Consider the following 16,919-nt stretch of genomic DNA (forward strand, 5'->3'; position numbering starts at 1 on the left):
GAGAGTCGAATTGGTCGAACTCGCGATCACGGAATACGAGGCGACGCGCGAAACGCCGCCGCCGCTGGTTCTCGCGCCTGGTCTTTTCGGCGCGGCGCGGAACTGGCGGGCGCTCGCGAAGCGGATGTGCGCCCGGCGGCGCGTTGTCGCCGTCGACATGCGGAATCATGGCGCCAGCCCGTGGTCGGATCGGCACGACTATCCGGCGATGGCGGGGGATCTCGCGGCGCTGATTCAGCGGCTGGGCGCCCCTGCCGCGGTGCTTGGCCATTCGATGGGCGGCAAGGCGGCGATGGCGCTGGCCGAGACCCGACCGGAGCTTGTCGAGCGGCTGATCGTGGCGGATATCGCCCCGGTCGCCTACGACCACGACTTGTTCGCGGAGATAGAAGCGATGCGCGCCGTCCCGCTCGCTGGCATGACGAGACGGGCGGAGGTCGAAGCTGCGTTGGCGCCGCGGATCGAAGCTCCGGCGGTGCGGTCCTTTCTCGCTCAGAGCGCCATTCTTGACGAGGCGCCGCGCTGGTCGCTCAATCTCGACGCGCTCGAAGCCCATATGGACGCGCTCACCGGCTATCCCGAGCTTGGGGGCCGCTACGAAGGGCCTGTGCTGATGCTATACGGCGCGGTGTCGGATTACGTGACCCCGGCGCACCATGACGCCATCCTGGAGCGCTTTCCAGCGGCCCGGTTCCAGGCGCTGGAGGGGGCGGGGCACTGGCTGCACGCCGACAGACCGCGCGAGTTTCTCGACGCGGTGAACGGGTTTCTCGACGAGGGTGTGGATTAACGGGCCGGCGCCGCGACGGCCGCTCAGGCGGCCTTCAGCTGCTCCCGCCCATGCGGCGCCTGCCAGTCGATCACCGGTCCGGTGGAGACGATCCGGTTCGGGTTTATCGTCTCATGGCTGTAATAATAGTGGCGGCGGATATGGTCGAAACGCACCGTCTCGGCGACGCCCGGCCATTGGTAAAGCTCACGCGCGTAACCCCAGAGGTTTGGATAATCGACCAGCCGGCGCCGGTCGCACTTGAAATGGCCGACATAGACCGCGTCAAACCGGGCGAGGGTGGTGAAAAGCCGCCAGTCGGCTTCTGTGATCTGCGCGCCGGTCAGATAGCGCCGCGCGCCTAGCCGCTCCTCGAGCCAGTCCAGCGTCTCAAAAAGCGCGTTCACCGCCTCGTTATAGGCCGCCTGCGTGGTGGCGAAGCCGGCGCGGTAGACGCCGTTGTTGACGGTCTCATAGATGCGCTCGTTCAGGGCGTCGATCTCGTCCCGCAGCGGGGCGGGGTAGAAATCCTGGCGATCGCCGGTGATCCCGTCGAAGGCGGTGTTGAACATGCGGATGATTTCCGCGCTTTCGTTCGAGACGATAGTCGCGCGCTCCTTGTCCCAAAGGACGGGGACCGTCACGCGGGTCGTCGCCTCCGGCTTGGCCGCAGTGTAGACCTGATGCAACCTTGTCTTGCCCAGCAGTCGGTCGCCGGTGGCGCCGGGGAACGCCCCTTCGAGCGTCCAACCCTCGGAGAGCATGTCCGGATCGACCACGTCGACCCCGATATGCGGCTTAAGTCCCTTCAACTTGCGAAAGATCTGCGTTCGATGCGCCCAGGGGCAAGCGTGGGAGACGTAGAGATGATAGCGCCCGCTCTCCGCCGCGAATCCGCCCACGCCGCTGGGGCCGGGCGCGCCGTCTTTGGTGATCCAGTTGCGGAACTGCGACTCCTGTCTTTCGAAAGCGCCGCCGGTTGACTTGGTGTCGTACCAGACGTTCCGCCATTTTCCGTCGATCAGTTTGCCCATGATGCTTTCTCCTTCGCCCCTCAGATCTAGGGCGGCGACGCCCCGAGTTCAGCCGTCTAAGGGCAGAGAGATTGTTGTCGAATTGGAGACAGTGATGGTCGAGCCGCGCCGGGGCGCACGACAGCCGGGCGCCGCTCGGACCTCGGGAAAGGGGGTGGCGCCGGTTATGCGCTTCTCTGGCGCGCTGGCGCGGCGCTCGTCTCGGCTTCCATCAGCAGCCGCCCATCCGCACCCTTCGCCCAGAGCCGGGCGCCGGCCGGGACGTCGACGGCGCAGAGCGTGATCTCCTCGAAATCGAAACCGGGCGCGCGCGCCCGAAAGCGGAACCGGGCGGGCGGGCCGTGGTGCTCTTCGGCCAGCGCGAGTAGAAGCTGCGCGATCAGCGGGCCATGGACGACGAGGCCGGGATAGCCTTCGACATCTCGGGCGTATTCCCGGTCATAGTGGATACGGTGGCCGTTGAAGGTGAGCGCCGAATAGCGAAAGAGCGCGACCGGGCCGAGGGCGACGGCGCGGGCGCGGCTCTCTCCCGCTGGCGCGGGGGCCGAGGTTGGGGCAGGCGCGGCGGGATCGGCGTCGTCCCTGTAGACGAGGTCCTGCCACTCCGTGATCGCGAGGCCGTGGGCGCCGCTGATTTCATGGCGCAGCGTGACGAAGGCGAGCGGGCCGGAACGGCCCGACTTGCGCGTTATGTTCTCGATCGTCGTGCGGCGTTCGGCCCCGGCGCCGATCGGCAACGGGCGATGAAATTCGAGCCGCCCGCCGGCCCACATCCGGCGCGGCAGGCCGAGATCGGGGATGAAGCCGCCGGTCGCCGGATGCCCGTCACGGCCGAGCGCGCGCCCCGGCGCGGCTTCGAGGAAATAGATCCAGTGGTGAAAGGAAGGAAGCGCGTCGCCGGCGCCCGGCGGTGGGCCGGCGAGGTCCAGCGCGGCGTGAAGCGCCGCTTCGCGCCAGGGATCGATCAGGTCCGAAATCGCGCGGGTCCGGCCGATCGCGGGGTGGTCCATCCCGTCGGTCATGGCGCGAACTCCGCGCGGATGCGCGTCCCGTGCTCGTTGATCTCGGGCACCCGGCCGGGCGCGGCCCAGTCGGTGCGGGCGGCTGCGGCCGGCATTTCGACAGCGCCCGAGGTGATTTCGGCGGCGACGCGGCGCAGATGCGGATGACGTGACAGCCCGGCGACGTCGTTAACCTCGCCCCATGCGATGCGCGCGGCGTCGAGCGCCTCGCGGATCGCGTCGAACGCCAGCGCGGAGAACGCCTCGGCGACGGCGCCGTCGGTGGCGGCGCGATTCCTGACCCGGGCGGTATTGGTGGCGAAATCCTCCGCTTCGGTCAGCTCCGGGCGTTTCAGCACGTCGCGGGCGAGGACGCCCCACTCGCGGTCGGACTGGACCGAGATCAGGATCAGCCGGCCATCGCTGGTCGCGAAAGCGCCGTAAGGCGCGATGGAGGGATGTGCGAGGCCGACGCGGGCCGGGGCCTGGCCGAGATTGTCGTGATGGAGGAGCGGCACCGTCATCCATTCCGCAAGCACGTCGAATAGCGAGACCTCGACATGGGCGCCGAGCCCGGTGCGCGCCTGCCGGACCAACGCCGCCGAGATCGCGCCGAAAGCGGTGATCCCGGCCCCGATATCGGCGACGGAGACGCCGACCCGCCCCATCTCCCCCGGCCCGCCGGAGACCGAGACGAGGCCGCTTTCAGCCTGTACGAGCAGATCGTAGGCCTTGCGCGTCGCGTAGGGTCCATCGGCGCCGAAGCCGGAAATGTCGCAGGCGATGAGGCGCGGGTCGGCCGCGCGAAGCGCCGCCGCGCCGAGGCCGAGCCGGTCGGCGGCGCCGGTGGCGAGATTCTGGACGAAGACATCGGCGCGGGCGACCATCCGCGCCATCAGCGCGGCGTCGTCCGGCGCCCGCAGGTCGAGCGCGACGCTCTCCTTCCCCTGGTTGAGCCAGGCGAAATAACTGGCGACGCCCTTCGCCGCCACGTCGTACCCGCGGGCGAAATCGCCCTCCGGCCGTTCGACCTTGATCACCCGCGCGCCTGCCTCGGCGAGGCGTTGCGTCGCCAACGGCGCGGCCACCGCCTGTTCGAGCGAGACGACGAGGACGCCTTCGAGCGGGCGTGGCGGTGGAGCGGCGGCGACGTGCGGCATGGGGCGATATGACGGCAAGCGCGACGCCGGGGCAAGATCTGTCGCCTCAGCTCGAGCAGATGAGCGGCGTCAGCGTTCGTGCGAAGGAGGGGAGGGTGATTTCCGTCATTGCGGCGTTGGTGGGGTGAAGGTCGTCGGGAATCGCGGCTCTCAGCCAGGCGTCGTCGCGTGCGGCCCAGCGCGGTGCGTCGTCAATCAACCCGGCGCCGGTCTCGTCCGCGAGCTCGCGATAGAGATCGTGGTAGACTGGGCGACCGGGCCGGACCGCCGCTTTCAGCGCGAAAGCCGGATTCATCGTCGCCAGGAAGATCGCGACGCCGTTCGCCTCCGCGGCGTCAATCAGGGCGAGATGGTTCTCGCGGCTCCGCTCGAGCGTCACCCCGCGCCAGAGCGAGGCGTCGTTGACGGCGAAATCGACGATGATCGCGTCAGAATCGAACAGTCCGTCCATCTGCGTCCGCCCCCAGTCGCTCGAGGCGCCCGGTTTCACGATGACGCGCAGCGTCACCGGCCCTCCGCGGCAGGCGTCGAGTCGCTGCTCCAGCGCGTCGCGCCACGCGCCATGGGCGAGGAGGCTCGTGCCGAGGAGCGTGACCGTCGCGGGGCAGTCCGGGCTGGCGCAGCGCGCCGCGGCGACCGCGGCGGGCCGATCGCCCTGCGGATGTTCGGGCGCGCCGAACGCGCCGTAGGCGAGCAGCAGCCGGACGATCCAGAACCCGACCGCGCCCAGAACCACGAAGAGGGCGAGAAGCGCCATGCGCATCGCTTCAGGCGTGGCCGCGATGGGCGCACCTGGGGGCGGCGCGGCGCGGGACAGGGGACGGCTCGGACATTTCACCTCCGCGTCGCGGTTTCGCCGGCGCGTCGCGTCGGAACCCGGATGTCAGGATAACGTATCGGACCAGGATGGTCACGCCGGACGGCGCGCCGTCCCCATTGCCGATGAACGATTTCGTGATGCGGCGTGGCGATCCGCGGCGCGGTCCCATATCGAGGACGGGTGCAGGAACCAGCGGAGCCCGGGCATGAAGAGCGCAGACTTATATCCCTGGGCGGATCGCGCCGGGCGGTTTTCTCCACTGCGGGCCGCGGTTTTCGCGGCGCTCGTCGCGCCGGGGCTGTGGATCGCGGCCGGGCTGGCGATGGATATGCTCGGGCCCGAGCCGGTGAAGTCGGCGGAGCATCTGACCGGGGTCTGGACGCTTCGCATCCTCCTCATCGCGCTGGCGGTCACGCCGCTTCGGCGCCGTCTCGGCTGGTCGCGGCTGATCGGCGTACGGCGAATGATCGGTGTCGCCGCGTTCGCCTATGTGCTGACGCATTTCGGTTTCTACATCCTCTATCTGAACGGCGATCTGATGAAGGCGGCGTCGGAGATCGTCTCGCGGCTCTATCTCGCCATCGGCTTCGTCGCGCTTCTGGGCCTCGCGGCGCTGGCGGCGACCTCCTTCGACGCGGCGATCCGGCGGATGGGGCCGAACTGGCGGCGGCTCCACATGCTGGCCTATCCGCTGACCCTGCTCGGCGTCCTGCACTATTTCCTGCAATCGAAGATCGATGTCGGCGCACCGGCGCTCCTCTTCGGCGTCTTCGCCGGCCTGATGCTGCACCGTGCTTTCGCGCGCGCTGCGATTCCGCCCGCGCTCGTGGTTATCGGCGTCGCGCTCCTGTCCGGCGCGGCGGCGGCGTTGGGCGAATATCTCTGGCACGCCGTGCTGACCGGCATTCCCGCCGACCGCGTCTTCATGGCGAACTTCGATTTCCGTTACGATGTTCGCCCGCCGTGGCTGGCGATGGCGATCATGGCCGCGCCCCTGATCTTCCTTCCGCCGTGGCGGCGCGCCGTGCAGCGCGCCCGCGCGCTGCGCGGCGGCTCGGCGCCAGCCTTTCGGTCGCAATAGCCCTGCCGGGCGTCGCATCCCGCCTTGCCCCCGTCGCGCCGCCGGCGTAGATAACGCGCGTTCTGGTCCGGGCGGGAAACTGTCCGGATAAAAGGGAATTCCGGTGCGCTGGGGAGGTACCCCGCAAGTCCGGAGCTGCCCCCGCAACTGTAAGCGGCGAGCGCGGCCGGCATATGTCACTGGGGCGATCCAAGCCCTGGGAAGACCCGGCCAAGCGACGACCCGCGAGTCAGGAGACCTGCCAGATCGATCACCCGGTTCGGGCGCGGGGCGCGCCATGAACGGCGGATTTTCCGTAGCGGTGACGTTCCACCGCCTGCGGAAGCTCAAATCTTCCAGAGGCGAATTTTCAATGGGCCGCATCGGCCCATGCTGCGGGAGACATGACGTGCGATCTATTTCCATACTGGCCATCGCCATCGGGGCCGCCGCCTCCGCCAAGCCGCTTCTGGCCCAGTCGCTTGTCGATGGAGAGCAGCCGGCCGAGCCGTTTCTCACCGAGGATCCGGCGGTCATCGAGCTTGACGAGATCGTCGTGTCCGGCGGTCTGACTCCGGCCCCCGCCGCCGCGCTCGGCCGCTCCGTCACAGTGGTGACCGCCGAGGAGATCGAGCGTCAGGGCGTTGCCTACGCGGTCGACGCGCTCCGCTCCGTTCCGGGCGTCGCGGTCAGCCGCACGGGAAGCAGCGGCGGCGTCACGACCGTGCGCATCCGCGGCGCCGAGAGCAGCCACACGCAGGTCTTCATCGACGGAATCAAGGTCTCCTCGCCCGATAATCTCGACTATGATTTCAGCGGTCTTCTCGCCGCGGATATCGAACGGATCGAGGTGCTGCGCGGCCCGCAATCGGCGCTTTTCGGGGCGAACGCCATCGGCGGCGTGATCTCGATCACCACCAAACGCGCGAGGACGCCGGGCGTCACCGCCCAGGGCTCGGCCGAGGGCGGCTCGGATGGCTCCTGGGGCGGCGATGTCGCGCTCAGGGCGCGGGGCGGGATGGGCGGAATCAGCCTGTCCGTGGCGCGCCGTTCGACCGGCGGCTACGACATTTCCGACACGCCCGGCGGCAAGGATGACGGCGACGACAACCTGACGCTCAATCTCGCCGGCGATCTCGATCTTTCCGACGCCTTCCGGCTTGGCGGGACCTTCCGCTATGTTGATCGCTCGTCTGATTTCGACCAGTTCAATTTCGCCGCGCCTGACCGCGCCGGGCTGGTGACCGACGCCGATCTCGAGGCGAAGCGCGAGGAGTTCTACGGCTCGGCCTTCGCCGAGGTCGATCTCTTCGACGGCCGGCTGGAGACGCGGCTCAGCCTCGGCCATATCGACTATGACGACGACCAGTTCGCCAATGATGTGAAAACCACCGCGACCACTGCGCGCCGCTCCACCGCGCGGCTTCAGGCGACCGTCGCGCTCGACGCCGCGACGGTCGCGACGGCGGACCACACGCTGACCGGAGCTTTCGACTATGAGCGCGAAACCTTCCGCAACACGGACCCGGCGCTGGTCTTCGACCCGACGCAGCTCGACAAGCAGAAGCGCGAGCAGCTGAGCGGCGCGCTCGAATATCGCGGGCGGTTCTTCGACGATTTCGACCTCCAGCTCGGCCTTCGCCATGACCGCAACGACAGTTTCGAGGATTTCACCACCTGGAGCGCCTCCGGCACCTGGCGGCTGCCCAACGGCTCGACCCGGCTGCATGGCTCGGTCGGGACCGGCGCGCAGAACCCGTCGCTGATCGACCAGTTCGGCTTCTTCCCCGGCAGTTTCGTCGGCAATCCCGATCTTGAACCGGAGCAGAGCTTCGGTTGGGATATCGGCGTCGAGCAGAGCTTTCTGGACGGGCGCGCGGTGATCGACGTGACCTATTTCCAGGACCGGCTGAAAGACGAGATCAGCACCGTCTTCGATCCGGTCACCTTTCTCTCGACCTCGGTCAACACGCCGGGAAAGAGCCGCCGGCGGGGGGTGGAGGTCGCGGCGAGCATCCAGCCCGTCGAGCGCCTCTCCCTCGGCCTCACCTACACCTATCTCGACGCCGAGGACCCCGGCGGCGCGACCGAAGTGCGCCGCCCGAAACATGATATCGGGCTGGAGGCGAGCTTCCTCTTTCCCGACGAGCGGACCCGGATCACGCTCGACGTGAACCATGTCGCGGGGCTTCGCGACAGCGACTTCACCGCGCCCTTCGTCGCCGGAAGCCAGGTGAAGCTCGATGATTACACGCTGGTCGGGATCGCCGCGTCCTACGCGGTCTCCGAGCAGGTCGAACTGACCGGGCGGGTCTCGAACCTTCTCGATCAGAACTACCAGGAGATCGACGGTTACGACGCCGCCGGGCTTACGGGCTTCATCGGCCTCCGGGCGCGCTGGTGAGCGCGGGGCGCGTCATCGGTGCGGCTTTCGCGGCGTTGGCCCTCGCCGGCGTCGCCACCGCCGACGGCGCGCCTCCCCAGCGGCCCGAGCGCGTCGTCTCGATCAATCTCTGCACCGATCAACTCGCGCTCTTGCTCGCGGCGCCGGGACAGCTCATCTCTGTCTCGAACATGGCGCATGATCCGCTGAGTTCGGCGATGATCGAGGCGGCCTCAGGCGTGCCGGAGAATTACGGGCGGGCGGAGGAGGTCTGGATGCTGCGGCCCGATCTGGTGCTCGCCGGCGCCTTCACGCCGGAGCCGACAGTGGCGATGCTGCGCCGGCTCGGGCTCAAGGTCGCGCGTTTTCCCGCCGCCGCGACAATGGCCGATGTCGCCGCGAACATGCGATTGATGGGAGAGGCGCTGGGGCGCGAGAAAGCGGCGGAGGCGGAGATCGCGGCGTTCGAGGCCAGGCTCGCCGCGCTCCCGATTGGTCACGGCCGGCGCCCGCGCGCCGCGCTCTATCAGGCCAGCGGCTGGACGGTGGGCGACGCCACGCTCGCCGGGCGCATCCTCGCGCGGGCCGGGTTCGCCAATCTCGCGGAGGATTTCGCGATTGACTACGGCGGGGTGATTCCGCTTGAAGCGCTGGTCATGGCCGCGCCCGATATCATCGTCACCGGAACGCGCTACGCCGGCGCCTCCAGGGCCGAGGAGGTCCCGCGTCACCCCGCGCTCACGACCCTCAACCGGGTGCAGGCGACCGACTCCGACTGGATCTGCGGCGCCCCGCACGTCCTCGACGCGGTCGAGGCGATGGCGGCGGCGCGCCGAAGGCTGGAGCCGGGCGGGTGAACCGGCTGGCGCTGATCGCCATTCTGGCTCTGATCGCGTCGCTCTTCGTCGGCTCACTTCTGATTGGACCGGCGGGCGCGGCGCCGGGGGCTTCGCTGCGGGCGCTTGTTCTCGGTGGCGACGGGCCGCTGGCGCTGGTGATGCGCGAGATCCGCCTGCCGCGCGCGCTTCTGGCGCTGGCGATCGGGCTCAGCCTTGGCGTGTCCGGCGCCGCGCTGCAGGGCTATCTCAGGAACCCGCTGGCCGAGCCGGGGTTGATCGGCGTCTCCGGCGGCGCCGCGCTCGGCGCGGTGATCGCGCTGCAGACCGGTTTCGCGCTCGCCTTTCCGCTGGCGTTGCCGGGGGCGGCGCTTCTCGGCGCGCTCGGGGCGGTCATGCTCATCCTCGGTCTCGCGGGGTCGCGCGGCTCCTCGCTCACGCTTATTCTCGCCGGCGTTGCGATCAGCGCGCTCGCCGGCGCGTTGACCTCGCTGGTTCTCAATCTTTCGCCCAATCCCTTCGCCGCCAGCGAGATCGTCTTCTGGATGATGGGTTCGCTCAGCGACCGGTCCTTCGCGCATCTATGGCTCGCGCTGCCTTTCATGGTGATTGGCTGGGCGCTGCTCCTGCCGCTCGGTCGCGGGCTGGACGCATTGACCTTGGGCGAGGATGCGGCGGAGGCGATGGGCGTGCGCCTGGCGCGCCTGCGGCTGATGCTGGTTCTCGGCGTCGCGGCGGCGGTGGGCGCCTCGGTCGCCGTCGCCGGCGCGATCGGTTTCGTCGGGTTGGTCGCGCCACATCTGATGCGACCCTTCGTCGGCGCGCGCCCGGCGCCGCTTCTCTACGCCTCGGCGCTTTGCGGCGCGGCGCTGGTGCTGGGCGCCGATATCGCCGTGCGGCTGGTGATGCCCGAACGCGACCTGAAGCTCGGCGTGATGATGGCGCTGGTCGGGGCGCCGTTCTTCCTGCATCTCGTCTTCCGGATGCGAGGGGCGTTCCGGTGACGCTGCTCAAGGTCGAGGACCTCACGGTCCGGCGCGGCGCGCGTGCGGTCCTGGACGGGATATCGCTTTCCGTCGCGCCCGGCGAATGCGTCGGGCTGATCGGGCCGAACGGGGCGGGCAAGACGACGCTGATGCGCGCCGCGCTTGGGCTCGAGCCGGCGCTGGGGGCCAGCAGCCTCGCGAAGCTCAAACCCGCCGCGCGCGCCCGCGCCGCCGCCTTCGCCCCGCAGGCGCGCGAGATCGCCTGGCCGCTGACGGTTGAGGCGCTGGTCGCACTGGGCCGCATTCCGCACCTGCCGCCCGGCGCCGCGCTCGGCCCGGCGGACGACGCGGCGGTCGATCGGGCGATCGCCTGGCTAGGGCTCGACGGGTTTCGAGGCCGCCTGGCGACCGAGATTTCGGGGGGCGAGCAGGCGCGCGTCTTGATCGCCCGCGCGCTGGCGCAGGAGACGCCCCTGCTAATCGCGGACGAGCCGACCGCCGGGCTCGACCCTGCGCATCAGATCGCCGCGATGAAGGTCTTCGCCGGGCTGGCGAAGGAGGGGCGCGCGGCGCTTGTTTCGTTGCACGATCTCGGATTGGCGCTGCGCTGGTGCACGCGCCTCGTCCTCCTCGACCGCGGCCGCATCGCGGCCGACGGGCCGCCGCGCGAAGTGTTGACCGCGCCGCTCCTCGCCGCCGTCTTCGGCGTTGAGGCGTTCATCGCCGAGACCCCGCTCGGCCCGGTCCTGCAACCGATGGAGATGCGCCGTTGAGCGCCGCGAGAGCCGCCCATGCGCCGCTTCCCGCCTGAGCGCATCGTCTGCCTGACCGAGGAGACGGTCGAGACGCTCTATCTCCTCGGTGAGGAAGCGCGGATCGTCGGCGTCTCCGGCTACGCCGTCCGCCCGGCGCGCGTGCGGCGGGAAAAGCCGCGCGTTTCCGCATTCACCACGGCCGATATCCCCAAGATCCTCGCGCTTGACCCGGATCTCGTCCTCACCTTCTCCGATCTTCAGGCCGGGATCGCGGCCGATCTGATCCGCGCCGGCGTCGCCGTCCACGCTTTCAACCAGCGCGATCTGGCCGGGATCATGGCGATGATCCGCAGCCTCGGCGCGCTGGTCGGCGCCGCCGAGCGGGCCGAGACGTTGGCGGCGGGCTTTGAAGCGCGGCTTGACGCGATGCGCGCCCGGCCCCTCGCAAGACGCCCGCGCGTCTGGTTCGAGGAATGGGACGAGCCGTTGATTTCCGCCATCGGCTGGGTTTCCGAGCTGATCGGGGTGGCGGGAGGCGAGGATGTCTTCGCCGGATTGTCGCGCCAAGGGTCTGCGAAGGGCCGGATCGTCACCCGGAAAGCGGTGCTCGCGGCGGCGCCGGAGGTCATTCTCGCCTCGTGGTGCGGCAAGAAGGTGCGCGCGGAGAAGATCTCTGCGCGGCCGGGCTGGGATGCGATTCCGGCGGTCCGCTCCGGCCGGATCGTCGAGATCAAGTCGCCGTTGATACTGCAACCGGGCCCGGCGGCGCTGACCGACGGGCTAGACGCGATCCGCGCGGCGCTGACGGCGCACTGACGAATCGCCGGCTCAGCCCGGCGTCCGCTCCAGCATCCGGCCGAGCGGCCGCCCGCCGAGCACGTGGACATGGAGATGCGGCACCTCCTGCACCCCGGCCTCGCCGGAATTGGCGATCAGCCGATAGCCGCCGGCGCCGGCGCCGGGGGTCACGCCGATCTTGCGCGCCACCGCGTCGATCGCGCGGGTGAAGTCGAGAATTTCGGCGTCCGACGCTTCAGCGGCGAAATGATCGTAGTTCACGTATGGGCCTTTGGGGATCACCAGCACATGCACCGGCGCCTGCGGCGCGATGTCGTTGAAGGCGAGGCTGTGCTCCGTCTCCAGCACCGTCGCGTTTGGAATCTCGCCGCGCAGAATCTTGGCGAAGATGTTCTGGTTGTCATAGTCATAAGGCATGTCTGCGGGTCCTTGCGTGAATTCGGCGGCGCAGGTCAGTCCGGCAGCCGCACCGGGTGCTCGCGCGCGAGCGCGTGAAAGGCGCCGAGCATCGCGAGGAGCGCCGGCATCTCATCGAGCGGGATCATGTTTGGCCCGTCCGAAGGTGCGCGCCCAGGCTCTTCATGGGTTTCGATGAAGACGCCGTCGACACCGACGCTGACGGCGGCGCGCGCCAGCACGGGCGCGAATTCGCGCTGGCCGCCGGAGGAGCCGCCCTGACCGCCGGGCTGCTGCACCGAGTGGGTGGCGTCGAAGATCACCGGCCAGCCGGTTTTCGCCATTTCCGGCAGAGCGCGCATGTCGGTAACCAGCGTGTTGTAGCCGAAGCTGGCGCCGCGTTCGCAGAGCATGATCCGCTCGCCGCCCGCGCCTTCCAGCTTCAGCGCGACGTTCTTCATGTCCCACGGCGCGAGAAACTGGCCCTTTTTCACGTTGACGGCGCGTCCGGTCTTCGCCGCCGCGATCAACAGATCGGTCTGGCGGCACAGAAAGGCCGGGATCTGAAGCACATCGACGGCCGCCGCGACCGGCGCGCACTGCGTCGGCTCATGGACATCAGTCAGCACCGGGCAACCGATCCGTTCGCGCACTTCGGCCAGGATCTCCAGCCCCTTCACCATGCCGAGGCCGCGCGTTCCGGAAAGGGAAGTGCGGTTCGCCTTGTCGTAGGAGCCCTTGAAGACATAGCCCATTCCCGCCTTCTCCGCCGCCGCCGCCATCTTCTCGGCGATCATCAGCGCGTGATCGAGCGATTCGAGCTGGCAGGGCCCGGCGATCAGCAGGAGCGGCGCGCCCGCGCCGGTAGAGACGCCGCCGCCGATTTCGACGGATCGGGGGTCAGAAGTCATGTCGGCTCCTCAGATGGCGGCCTGTTCATGGACGGGCGATATGGCGTGACGCCGATGATACAGGCGGCGGCAAGGATGAGAAAGACCGGCGCGCCCCGTCAAGGCGCGCCGAGGTTGGCGCGGTTCGCGGTCCAGTCCCGATGCCAGCGAACGAATCGGGCGAGGCCGTCCTCCAGCCTGGTGTCGGGACGAAAGCCGACCTCCGCCTCCAGTTCGCGGATATCGGCGCAGGTCGCGGCGACGTCACCGGGCTGCATCGGCGCGAATTCGCGGATCGCCTTCCGGCCGATCTCGCGCTCCAGAATATCGACGAAGTCGGTCAGCCGTTCGCTGCGCCGGTTGCCGATATTGTAGAGCCGCCACGGCGCCCAGGACCGGGCGGGGTCGGGGGAGGCGCTGTCGAAACCGGGGTCGGGTCGCGCAGGACGCGCCAGAATCCGGACGACGCCTTCGACGATGTCGTCGATATACGTAAAGTCGCGCTCCATCTCGCCATTGTTGAACAGCCGGATCGGCCGCCCGGCGCGAATCGCGTCGGCGAAGATGAAATAGGCCATGTCCGGCCGGCCCCAGGGCCCGTAGACGGTGAAGAATCGCAACCCGGTCGTTGGCAGGCCGTAGAGATGGGCGTAGGAATGCGCCATCGCCTCGTTCGCCTTCTTCGTGGCGGCGTAGAGGCTGACCGGGTGGTCGGCGCCATTGGCGACCGAGAACGGCAGCCGCGTGTTGCCGCCATAGACCGAGGAGGAGGACGCGAACGCGAGATGTTTCGCGCCGACCGCGCGACAGCCTTCGAGGACGTTGAGAAACCCGGTCAGATTGGATCGGGCGTAGGCGCCGGGGTTCTCGATCGAATGACGGACCCCGGCCTGCGCGGCCAGATGGCAAACCGTTTCGGGTCGCGTCTCGGCGAAGAGTCGGCGCACCGTGCGTTCGTCCTCCAGCCCCGCCTCCACGAAGCGGAACGCCTCATGCCGGTCGAGCCGGTCGAGCCGCGCGCGCTTCAGCGCCGGATCGTAATAGTCATTGAGATCGTCGAGGCCGACGACCGGGACTCCGTTGTCCAGAAGTCGCGTCGCAACGTGGAAGCCGATGAAGCCTGCCGCACCGGTCACCAGAATCGGCGGGCCGCCGCTCAACCTCGCCGCCCAGCCCGCCGGACCCCCGGCTTCTGTCATCGTCTTTCAGCCCTCTCGCTTCTCGACGCTGCATATCTTCGCCGCCGCGAAGGACATCGCCGCCGCGAAGAACGAGAAGAGCGCGCCCATTTTCGCCGCGTCCTGCACCGGACCCACCGGGAACGCCACCGCCGCGATGAAGAGCGAGACGGTGAAGCCGATCGCGGCGACGCAGCCGAGGACGAAGAGGTCGGATGTCTTCATGCCGACTGGCAGGCCCAGCCCGAGCGGACGCGCCGCGATCCAGCCCATCAGGAAGATGCCGACCGGTTTGCCGACAATGAGACCGAGGAGAACCAGCCAGGTCGCTTCGCCGATCGCGGAAAACTCGACCCCTGCATTCGCCAGCCCGAAGAAGAAGAGGATGACCTCGACCGGGTGCTTCAGGACATGCTCCATCCGGTTCAGAAGGTCGGTGAGGTATTTCTCGGCTTCGGAGAAGATGCCGAACTCGATATCGGAATGCGGGATCGCCGGTATGATCGGCAGAAGGCCGAGAGCGGGGTGAATCCCGGCCTCCTGAAAGCCGTACCAGGAGAGACAGGCGGCGATCAGATAGGGCCAGAAGTCGAGTGTCTTGTTGACGAAGGTTGAGTTCGGCCGGTCCTGTTTGCCGCGGTCCAGTCGCCGCGGCAGCCAGTGGAAGAAGAACCAGACGCCGACCGCCGCGCCGAGCGAAAGCAGAAGCCATTCAGGCGCCAATTCGCCGGAGGGGTAGAATATGGCGAGGATGATCAGCCCTGCGGCGTCGTCCGCGATGGCCAGAAGCAGAAGAAAGCCCACGGCCGGATGACCGGCGCCGAAGATAAGCCGCCCGACCAGATAGGAGAATGCGATATCGGTCGCGGTCGGGATCGCCCAGCCGTTGGCGACCGAGTTGAACGTCTCCCAGCCGATGAACGCGGCGAGCCCGAGATAGACGGAGATTGGCCCGAACATGCCGCCCGCCGTGGCGATCAGCGGAGTCAGGGCCTTCTTGCCGCGAAGACTGCCCTGCTTCAGCGCCACCGCCTCCCAGACTTCTTTCCCCGCGATGGCGAAGAAGAACGCCATGAGCAGGTCGTTGATCAAGTAATGCACGGTCAGCGTGCGCTCGACATGGCCATCGGCGCCCGTGTGCGCGTGGCCGATCCAAGCGTGATCGACCAGAGGGTAGTTGACGAAGTAGTGATAGCTGTCCGGGGAGGTGTTGGCCCAGATCAGCGCCGCGACTGCGCCGATGATCAGCAGAAGTGAGTACTCGGCCAGATATCCCCAGACACGATACATCGGCGGCTCCCCTCAGTGGAAAACGGCGGCGCCCGCCGGGGCGGGCGCCTCTCGTTCTCATCTCTAAAGCGAAGGCGACGGGGTTTCAAACAGTAGAACCGTCCCTTTCTCACCCCAGCGCGCTGTAGGCGAGGCCGGCGATGACCGCGCCCGCGACCGCGAACCCGAAATAGGCCGTGAACACCCTGGGACGCACCAGGCTGTAAACCGCGACCGCGGCCGGGATGCAGGTAACGCCGCCGGCGATCAGGAAGCTCATCGCCGCGCCCGGGTTCATGCCCTGTTCGATCAGTCCGGCGGCAAGCGGCGCCGCGGCGTAGCCGTTGAGATAGGCCGGCGCCCCGAGGGTGGCGGCGAGCAAGATCGACCCGAGGCCGCCGGCGCCGCCGCCGCCCAGAAGCCCGCCGATCGCCTCAGCCGGAACCCAGCGGAGCATCGCCGCTTCGAGGAGATAGGCGAGAAGCAGCCATTTGCCGAGGAAGAGCCCGTTCTCGACGAAGCTCTTGCGGAAGATCGGCGCGCGCCCCTCCTCGCGCCAGAAGGCCCAGACCGGCCGTTCGCCGAACGGGCTCTTCTTCGAGCAGCAGGAGGATTTCCCTGCCATACCATCGGGACGGAGCGGGTCGGCGAAGACCGCGCTCCGAGCCAGCGCCATCACCCCGAACCCTCCGAACAGCCCGATGCCGACGGCGGCGATCGACTTGGCGATGGCGAAGTCGAGGCCGAGCGCGCCGGTGGTGATCGCGAACATCGGCGGGTCCATCAGCGGAGAGGCGAGCCAGAACGCCATCACAGCCGGGAGCGGCGCGCCCATCGCGAGCAGCGCGGCGATGAACGGAATTACCTGGCACGAGCAGAACGGCGACAGCCCGCCGACCAGCGCCGCGAGGACGACCATGCGCGCCGGTTTCCCGGTGAACGCCTTCGCAACCAGCCCTTCGGCGTTCGCTGCGCGGAGATACGCCGTCGCCAGAACGGCGAAGAGTAGGAAGGGGAGGGTGGAGATGAAGGACTCCGCCATCTGCGTCGTCACCGGGCGGAGCGCCTCCGGCGCGATGAGCCCGATCAGCAGCAGGCCGAGCGGGATCGCGGCCCAGGCCCGGTCGATCTTCCGCCAGCCGGCCCGGAAGCCGGAGAGGGAGGCGCTGATATCGGTCATGAGGTCTGGTCCTCTTCAATCCGCGCCGCGTCGGCGTCGGCGCAGCATTCGCGCGTGAGATAGCCGGCGAGCGCGCGGATACGTTCGAAATCCGCCCGGCAGATGATCTGCCGCCCCTGGCGCTCCTGCTCCAGCAGCCCGGTCTGGGTGAGAAACCGGAGATGGTGCGACAGCGTAGAAGCGGGGGCGCCGGTGGCGTCCCTGAGGGCGCCGACATTCATGCCGTCCGGCCCGGCCCGGACCAGATGCCGCAGAACCGCGAGCCGGGCTTCCGAGCCGAGCGCGGCGAAACCGGCCGAGGCCTCCTCCGGGTCGAGAGGAAGCGAGTCCATATCGGGAAGGTGATTCGCATGGGTCATGAGAACGATATAACCGGAAATATCGAATTATTAAAGGGGCTATAT

At 68.6% G+C, this 16,919-nt stretch carries 17 protein-coding genes and 1 riboswitch; of the genes, 7 read left to right on the forward strand and 10 right to left on the reverse strand.

The window, feature by feature from the left end; translation table 11 throughout:
- The first annotated feature begins 10 nt into the window (after nt 1–10).
- Complete coding sequence (locus G5B40_RS17340; RefSeq protein WP_246209599.1) at nt 11–790, forward strand: alpha/beta fold hydrolase; 780 nt, start codon at nt 11–13, stop codon at nt 788–790.
- A gap of 23 nt (nt 791–813) precedes the next feature.
- Here the strand turns inward: G5B40_RS17340 and G5B40_RS17345 are convergent, their stop codons facing one another.
- The 4 genes from G5B40_RS17345 to G5B40_RS17360 all read right to left on the reverse strand — a co-directional run bounded on the left by G5B40_RS17345 (nt 814) and on the right by G5B40_RS17360 (nt 4,721).
- Nucleotides 814–1,803, reverse strand: a complete 990-nt coding sequence (locus G5B40_RS17345; protein WP_165101257.1) for a glutathione S-transferase family protein — start codon at nt 1,801–1,803, stop codon at nt 814–816.
- 164 nt (nt 1,804–1,967) lie between these two features.
- Complete coding sequence (locus tag G5B40_RS17350; RefSeq protein WP_246209600.1) at nt 1,968–2,825, reverse strand: HTD2 family dehydratase; 858 nt, start codon at nt 2,823–2,825, stop codon at nt 1,968–1,970.
- Complete coding sequence (locus G5B40_RS17355; RefSeq protein ID WP_165101260.1) at nt 2,822–3,964, reverse strand: CaiB/BaiF CoA transferase family protein; 1,143 nt, start codon at nt 3,962–3,964, stop codon at nt 2,822–2,824. The genes G5B40_RS17350 and G5B40_RS17355 overlap by 4 nt, the downstream gene beginning before the upstream one ends.
- Nucleotides 3,965–4,010: 46 nt before the next feature.
- Nucleotides 4,011–4,721 carry an SGNH/GDSL hydrolase family protein gene (locus G5B40_RS17360; RefSeq protein ID WP_165101263.1) on the reverse strand — a complete coding sequence of 237 codons (711 nt, stop codon included), beginning with the start codon at nt 4,719–4,721 and terminating at the stop codon, nt 4,011–4,013.
- A 268-nt stretch (nt 4,722–4,989) separates the two neighbouring features.
- Between G5B40_RS17360 and G5B40_RS17365 the strand changes: the two genes are divergently transcribed.
- From G5B40_RS17365 to G5B40_RS17390, 6 genes are all read left to right on the forward strand, one after another.
- A complete protein-coding gene (locus G5B40_RS17365) occupies nt 4,990–5,865 on the forward strand; it encodes a protein-methionine-sulfoxide reductase heme-binding subunit MsrQ (RefSeq protein ID WP_165101266.1) in 876 nt (291 codons plus the stop codon).
- A 46-nt stretch (nt 5,866–5,911) separates the two neighbouring features.
- Nucleotides 5,912–6,125: riboswitch (cobalamin riboswitch) on the forward strand.
- A 128-nt stretch (nt 6,126–6,253) separates the two neighbouring features.
- Entirely contained in the window at nt 6,254–8,248 is a 1,995-nt protein-coding gene (locus tag G5B40_RS17370; protein ID WP_165101268.1) for a TonB-dependent receptor plug domain-containing protein, read from the forward strand.
- Nucleotides 8,245–9,084: an ABC transporter substrate-binding protein gene (locus G5B40_RS17375; protein ID WP_165101271.1), complete on the forward strand. Its 840-nt coding sequence runs from the start codon at nt 8,245–8,247 to the stop codon at nt 9,082–9,084. The genes G5B40_RS17370 and G5B40_RS17375 overlap by 4 nt, the downstream gene beginning before the upstream one ends.
- Nucleotides 9,081–10,067 (forward strand): FecCD family ABC transporter permease, encoded by a 987-nt coding sequence (locus G5B40_RS17380; protein WP_165101274.1) that lies wholly within the window; start codon nt 9,081–9,083, stop codon nt 10,065–10,067. Before G5B40_RS17375 ends, G5B40_RS17380 begins: the two co-directional genes overlap by 4 nt.
- Entirely contained in the window at nt 10,064–10,822 is a 759-nt protein-coding gene (locus G5B40_RS17385; protein ID WP_165101276.1) for an ABC transporter ATP-binding protein, read from the forward strand. Before G5B40_RS17380 ends, G5B40_RS17385 begins: the two co-directional genes overlap by 4 nt.
- A gap of 18 nt (nt 10,823–10,840) precedes the next feature.
- The gene (locus G5B40_RS17390; RefSeq protein WP_165101279.1) at nt 10,841–11,620 is read left to right on the forward strand and encodes a cobalamin-binding protein; all 780 of its coding nucleotides are present in this window, start codon (nt 10,841–10,843) and stop codon (nt 11,618–11,620) included.
- A 12-nt stretch (nt 11,621–11,632) separates the two neighbouring features.
- Here the strand turns inward: G5B40_RS17390 and G5B40_RS17395 are convergent, their stop codons facing one another.
- The 6 genes from G5B40_RS17395 to G5B40_RS17420 form a co-directional block, all read right to left on the reverse strand.
- Entirely contained in the window at nt 11,633–12,019 is a 387-nt protein-coding gene (locus tag G5B40_RS17395; RefSeq protein ID WP_165101282.1) for an HIT domain-containing protein, read from the reverse strand.
- A 35-nt stretch (nt 12,020–12,054) separates the two neighbouring features.
- A complete protein-coding gene (kdsA, locus tag G5B40_RS17400) occupies nt 12,055–12,909 on the reverse strand; it encodes a 3-deoxy-8-phosphooctulonate synthase (protein ID WP_165101285.1) in 855 nt (284 codons plus the stop codon).
- A 98-nt stretch (nt 12,910–13,007) separates the two neighbouring features.
- Complete coding sequence (locus tag G5B40_RS17405; protein ID WP_165101288.1) at nt 13,008–14,087, reverse strand: NAD-dependent epimerase; 1,080 nt, start codon at nt 14,085–14,087, stop codon at nt 13,008–13,010.
- Nucleotides 14,088–14,093: 6 nt separating this feature from the next.
- The gene (locus G5B40_RS17410) at nt 14,094–15,356 is read right to left on the reverse strand and encodes a Na+/H+ antiporter NhaA (RefSeq protein ID WP_165101291.1); all 1,263 of its coding nucleotides are present in this window, start codon (nt 15,354–15,356) and stop codon (nt 14,094–14,096) included.
- A gap of 109 nt (nt 15,357–15,465) precedes the next feature.
- Entirely contained in the window at nt 15,466–16,515 is a 1,050-nt protein-coding gene (locus tag G5B40_RS17415; RefSeq protein WP_165101293.1) for a permease, read from the reverse strand.
- Nucleotides 16,512–16,847 carry an ArsR/SmtB family transcription factor gene (locus G5B40_RS17420; RefSeq protein ID WP_246209601.1) on the reverse strand — a complete coding sequence of 112 codons (336 nt, stop codon included), beginning with the start codon at nt 16,845–16,847 and terminating at the stop codon, nt 16,512–16,514. Before G5B40_RS17420 ends, G5B40_RS17415 begins: the two co-directional genes overlap by 4 nt.
- Between the last annotated feature and the right edge of the window lie 72 nt (nt 16,848–16,919).

Origin of the sequence: Pikeienuella piscinae, from assembly GCF_011044155.1 — a bacterium.
GTDB classification, from domain to species: Bacteria; Pseudomonadota; Alphaproteobacteria; order Rhodobacterales; family Rhodobacteraceae; genus Pikeienuella; species Pikeienuella piscinae.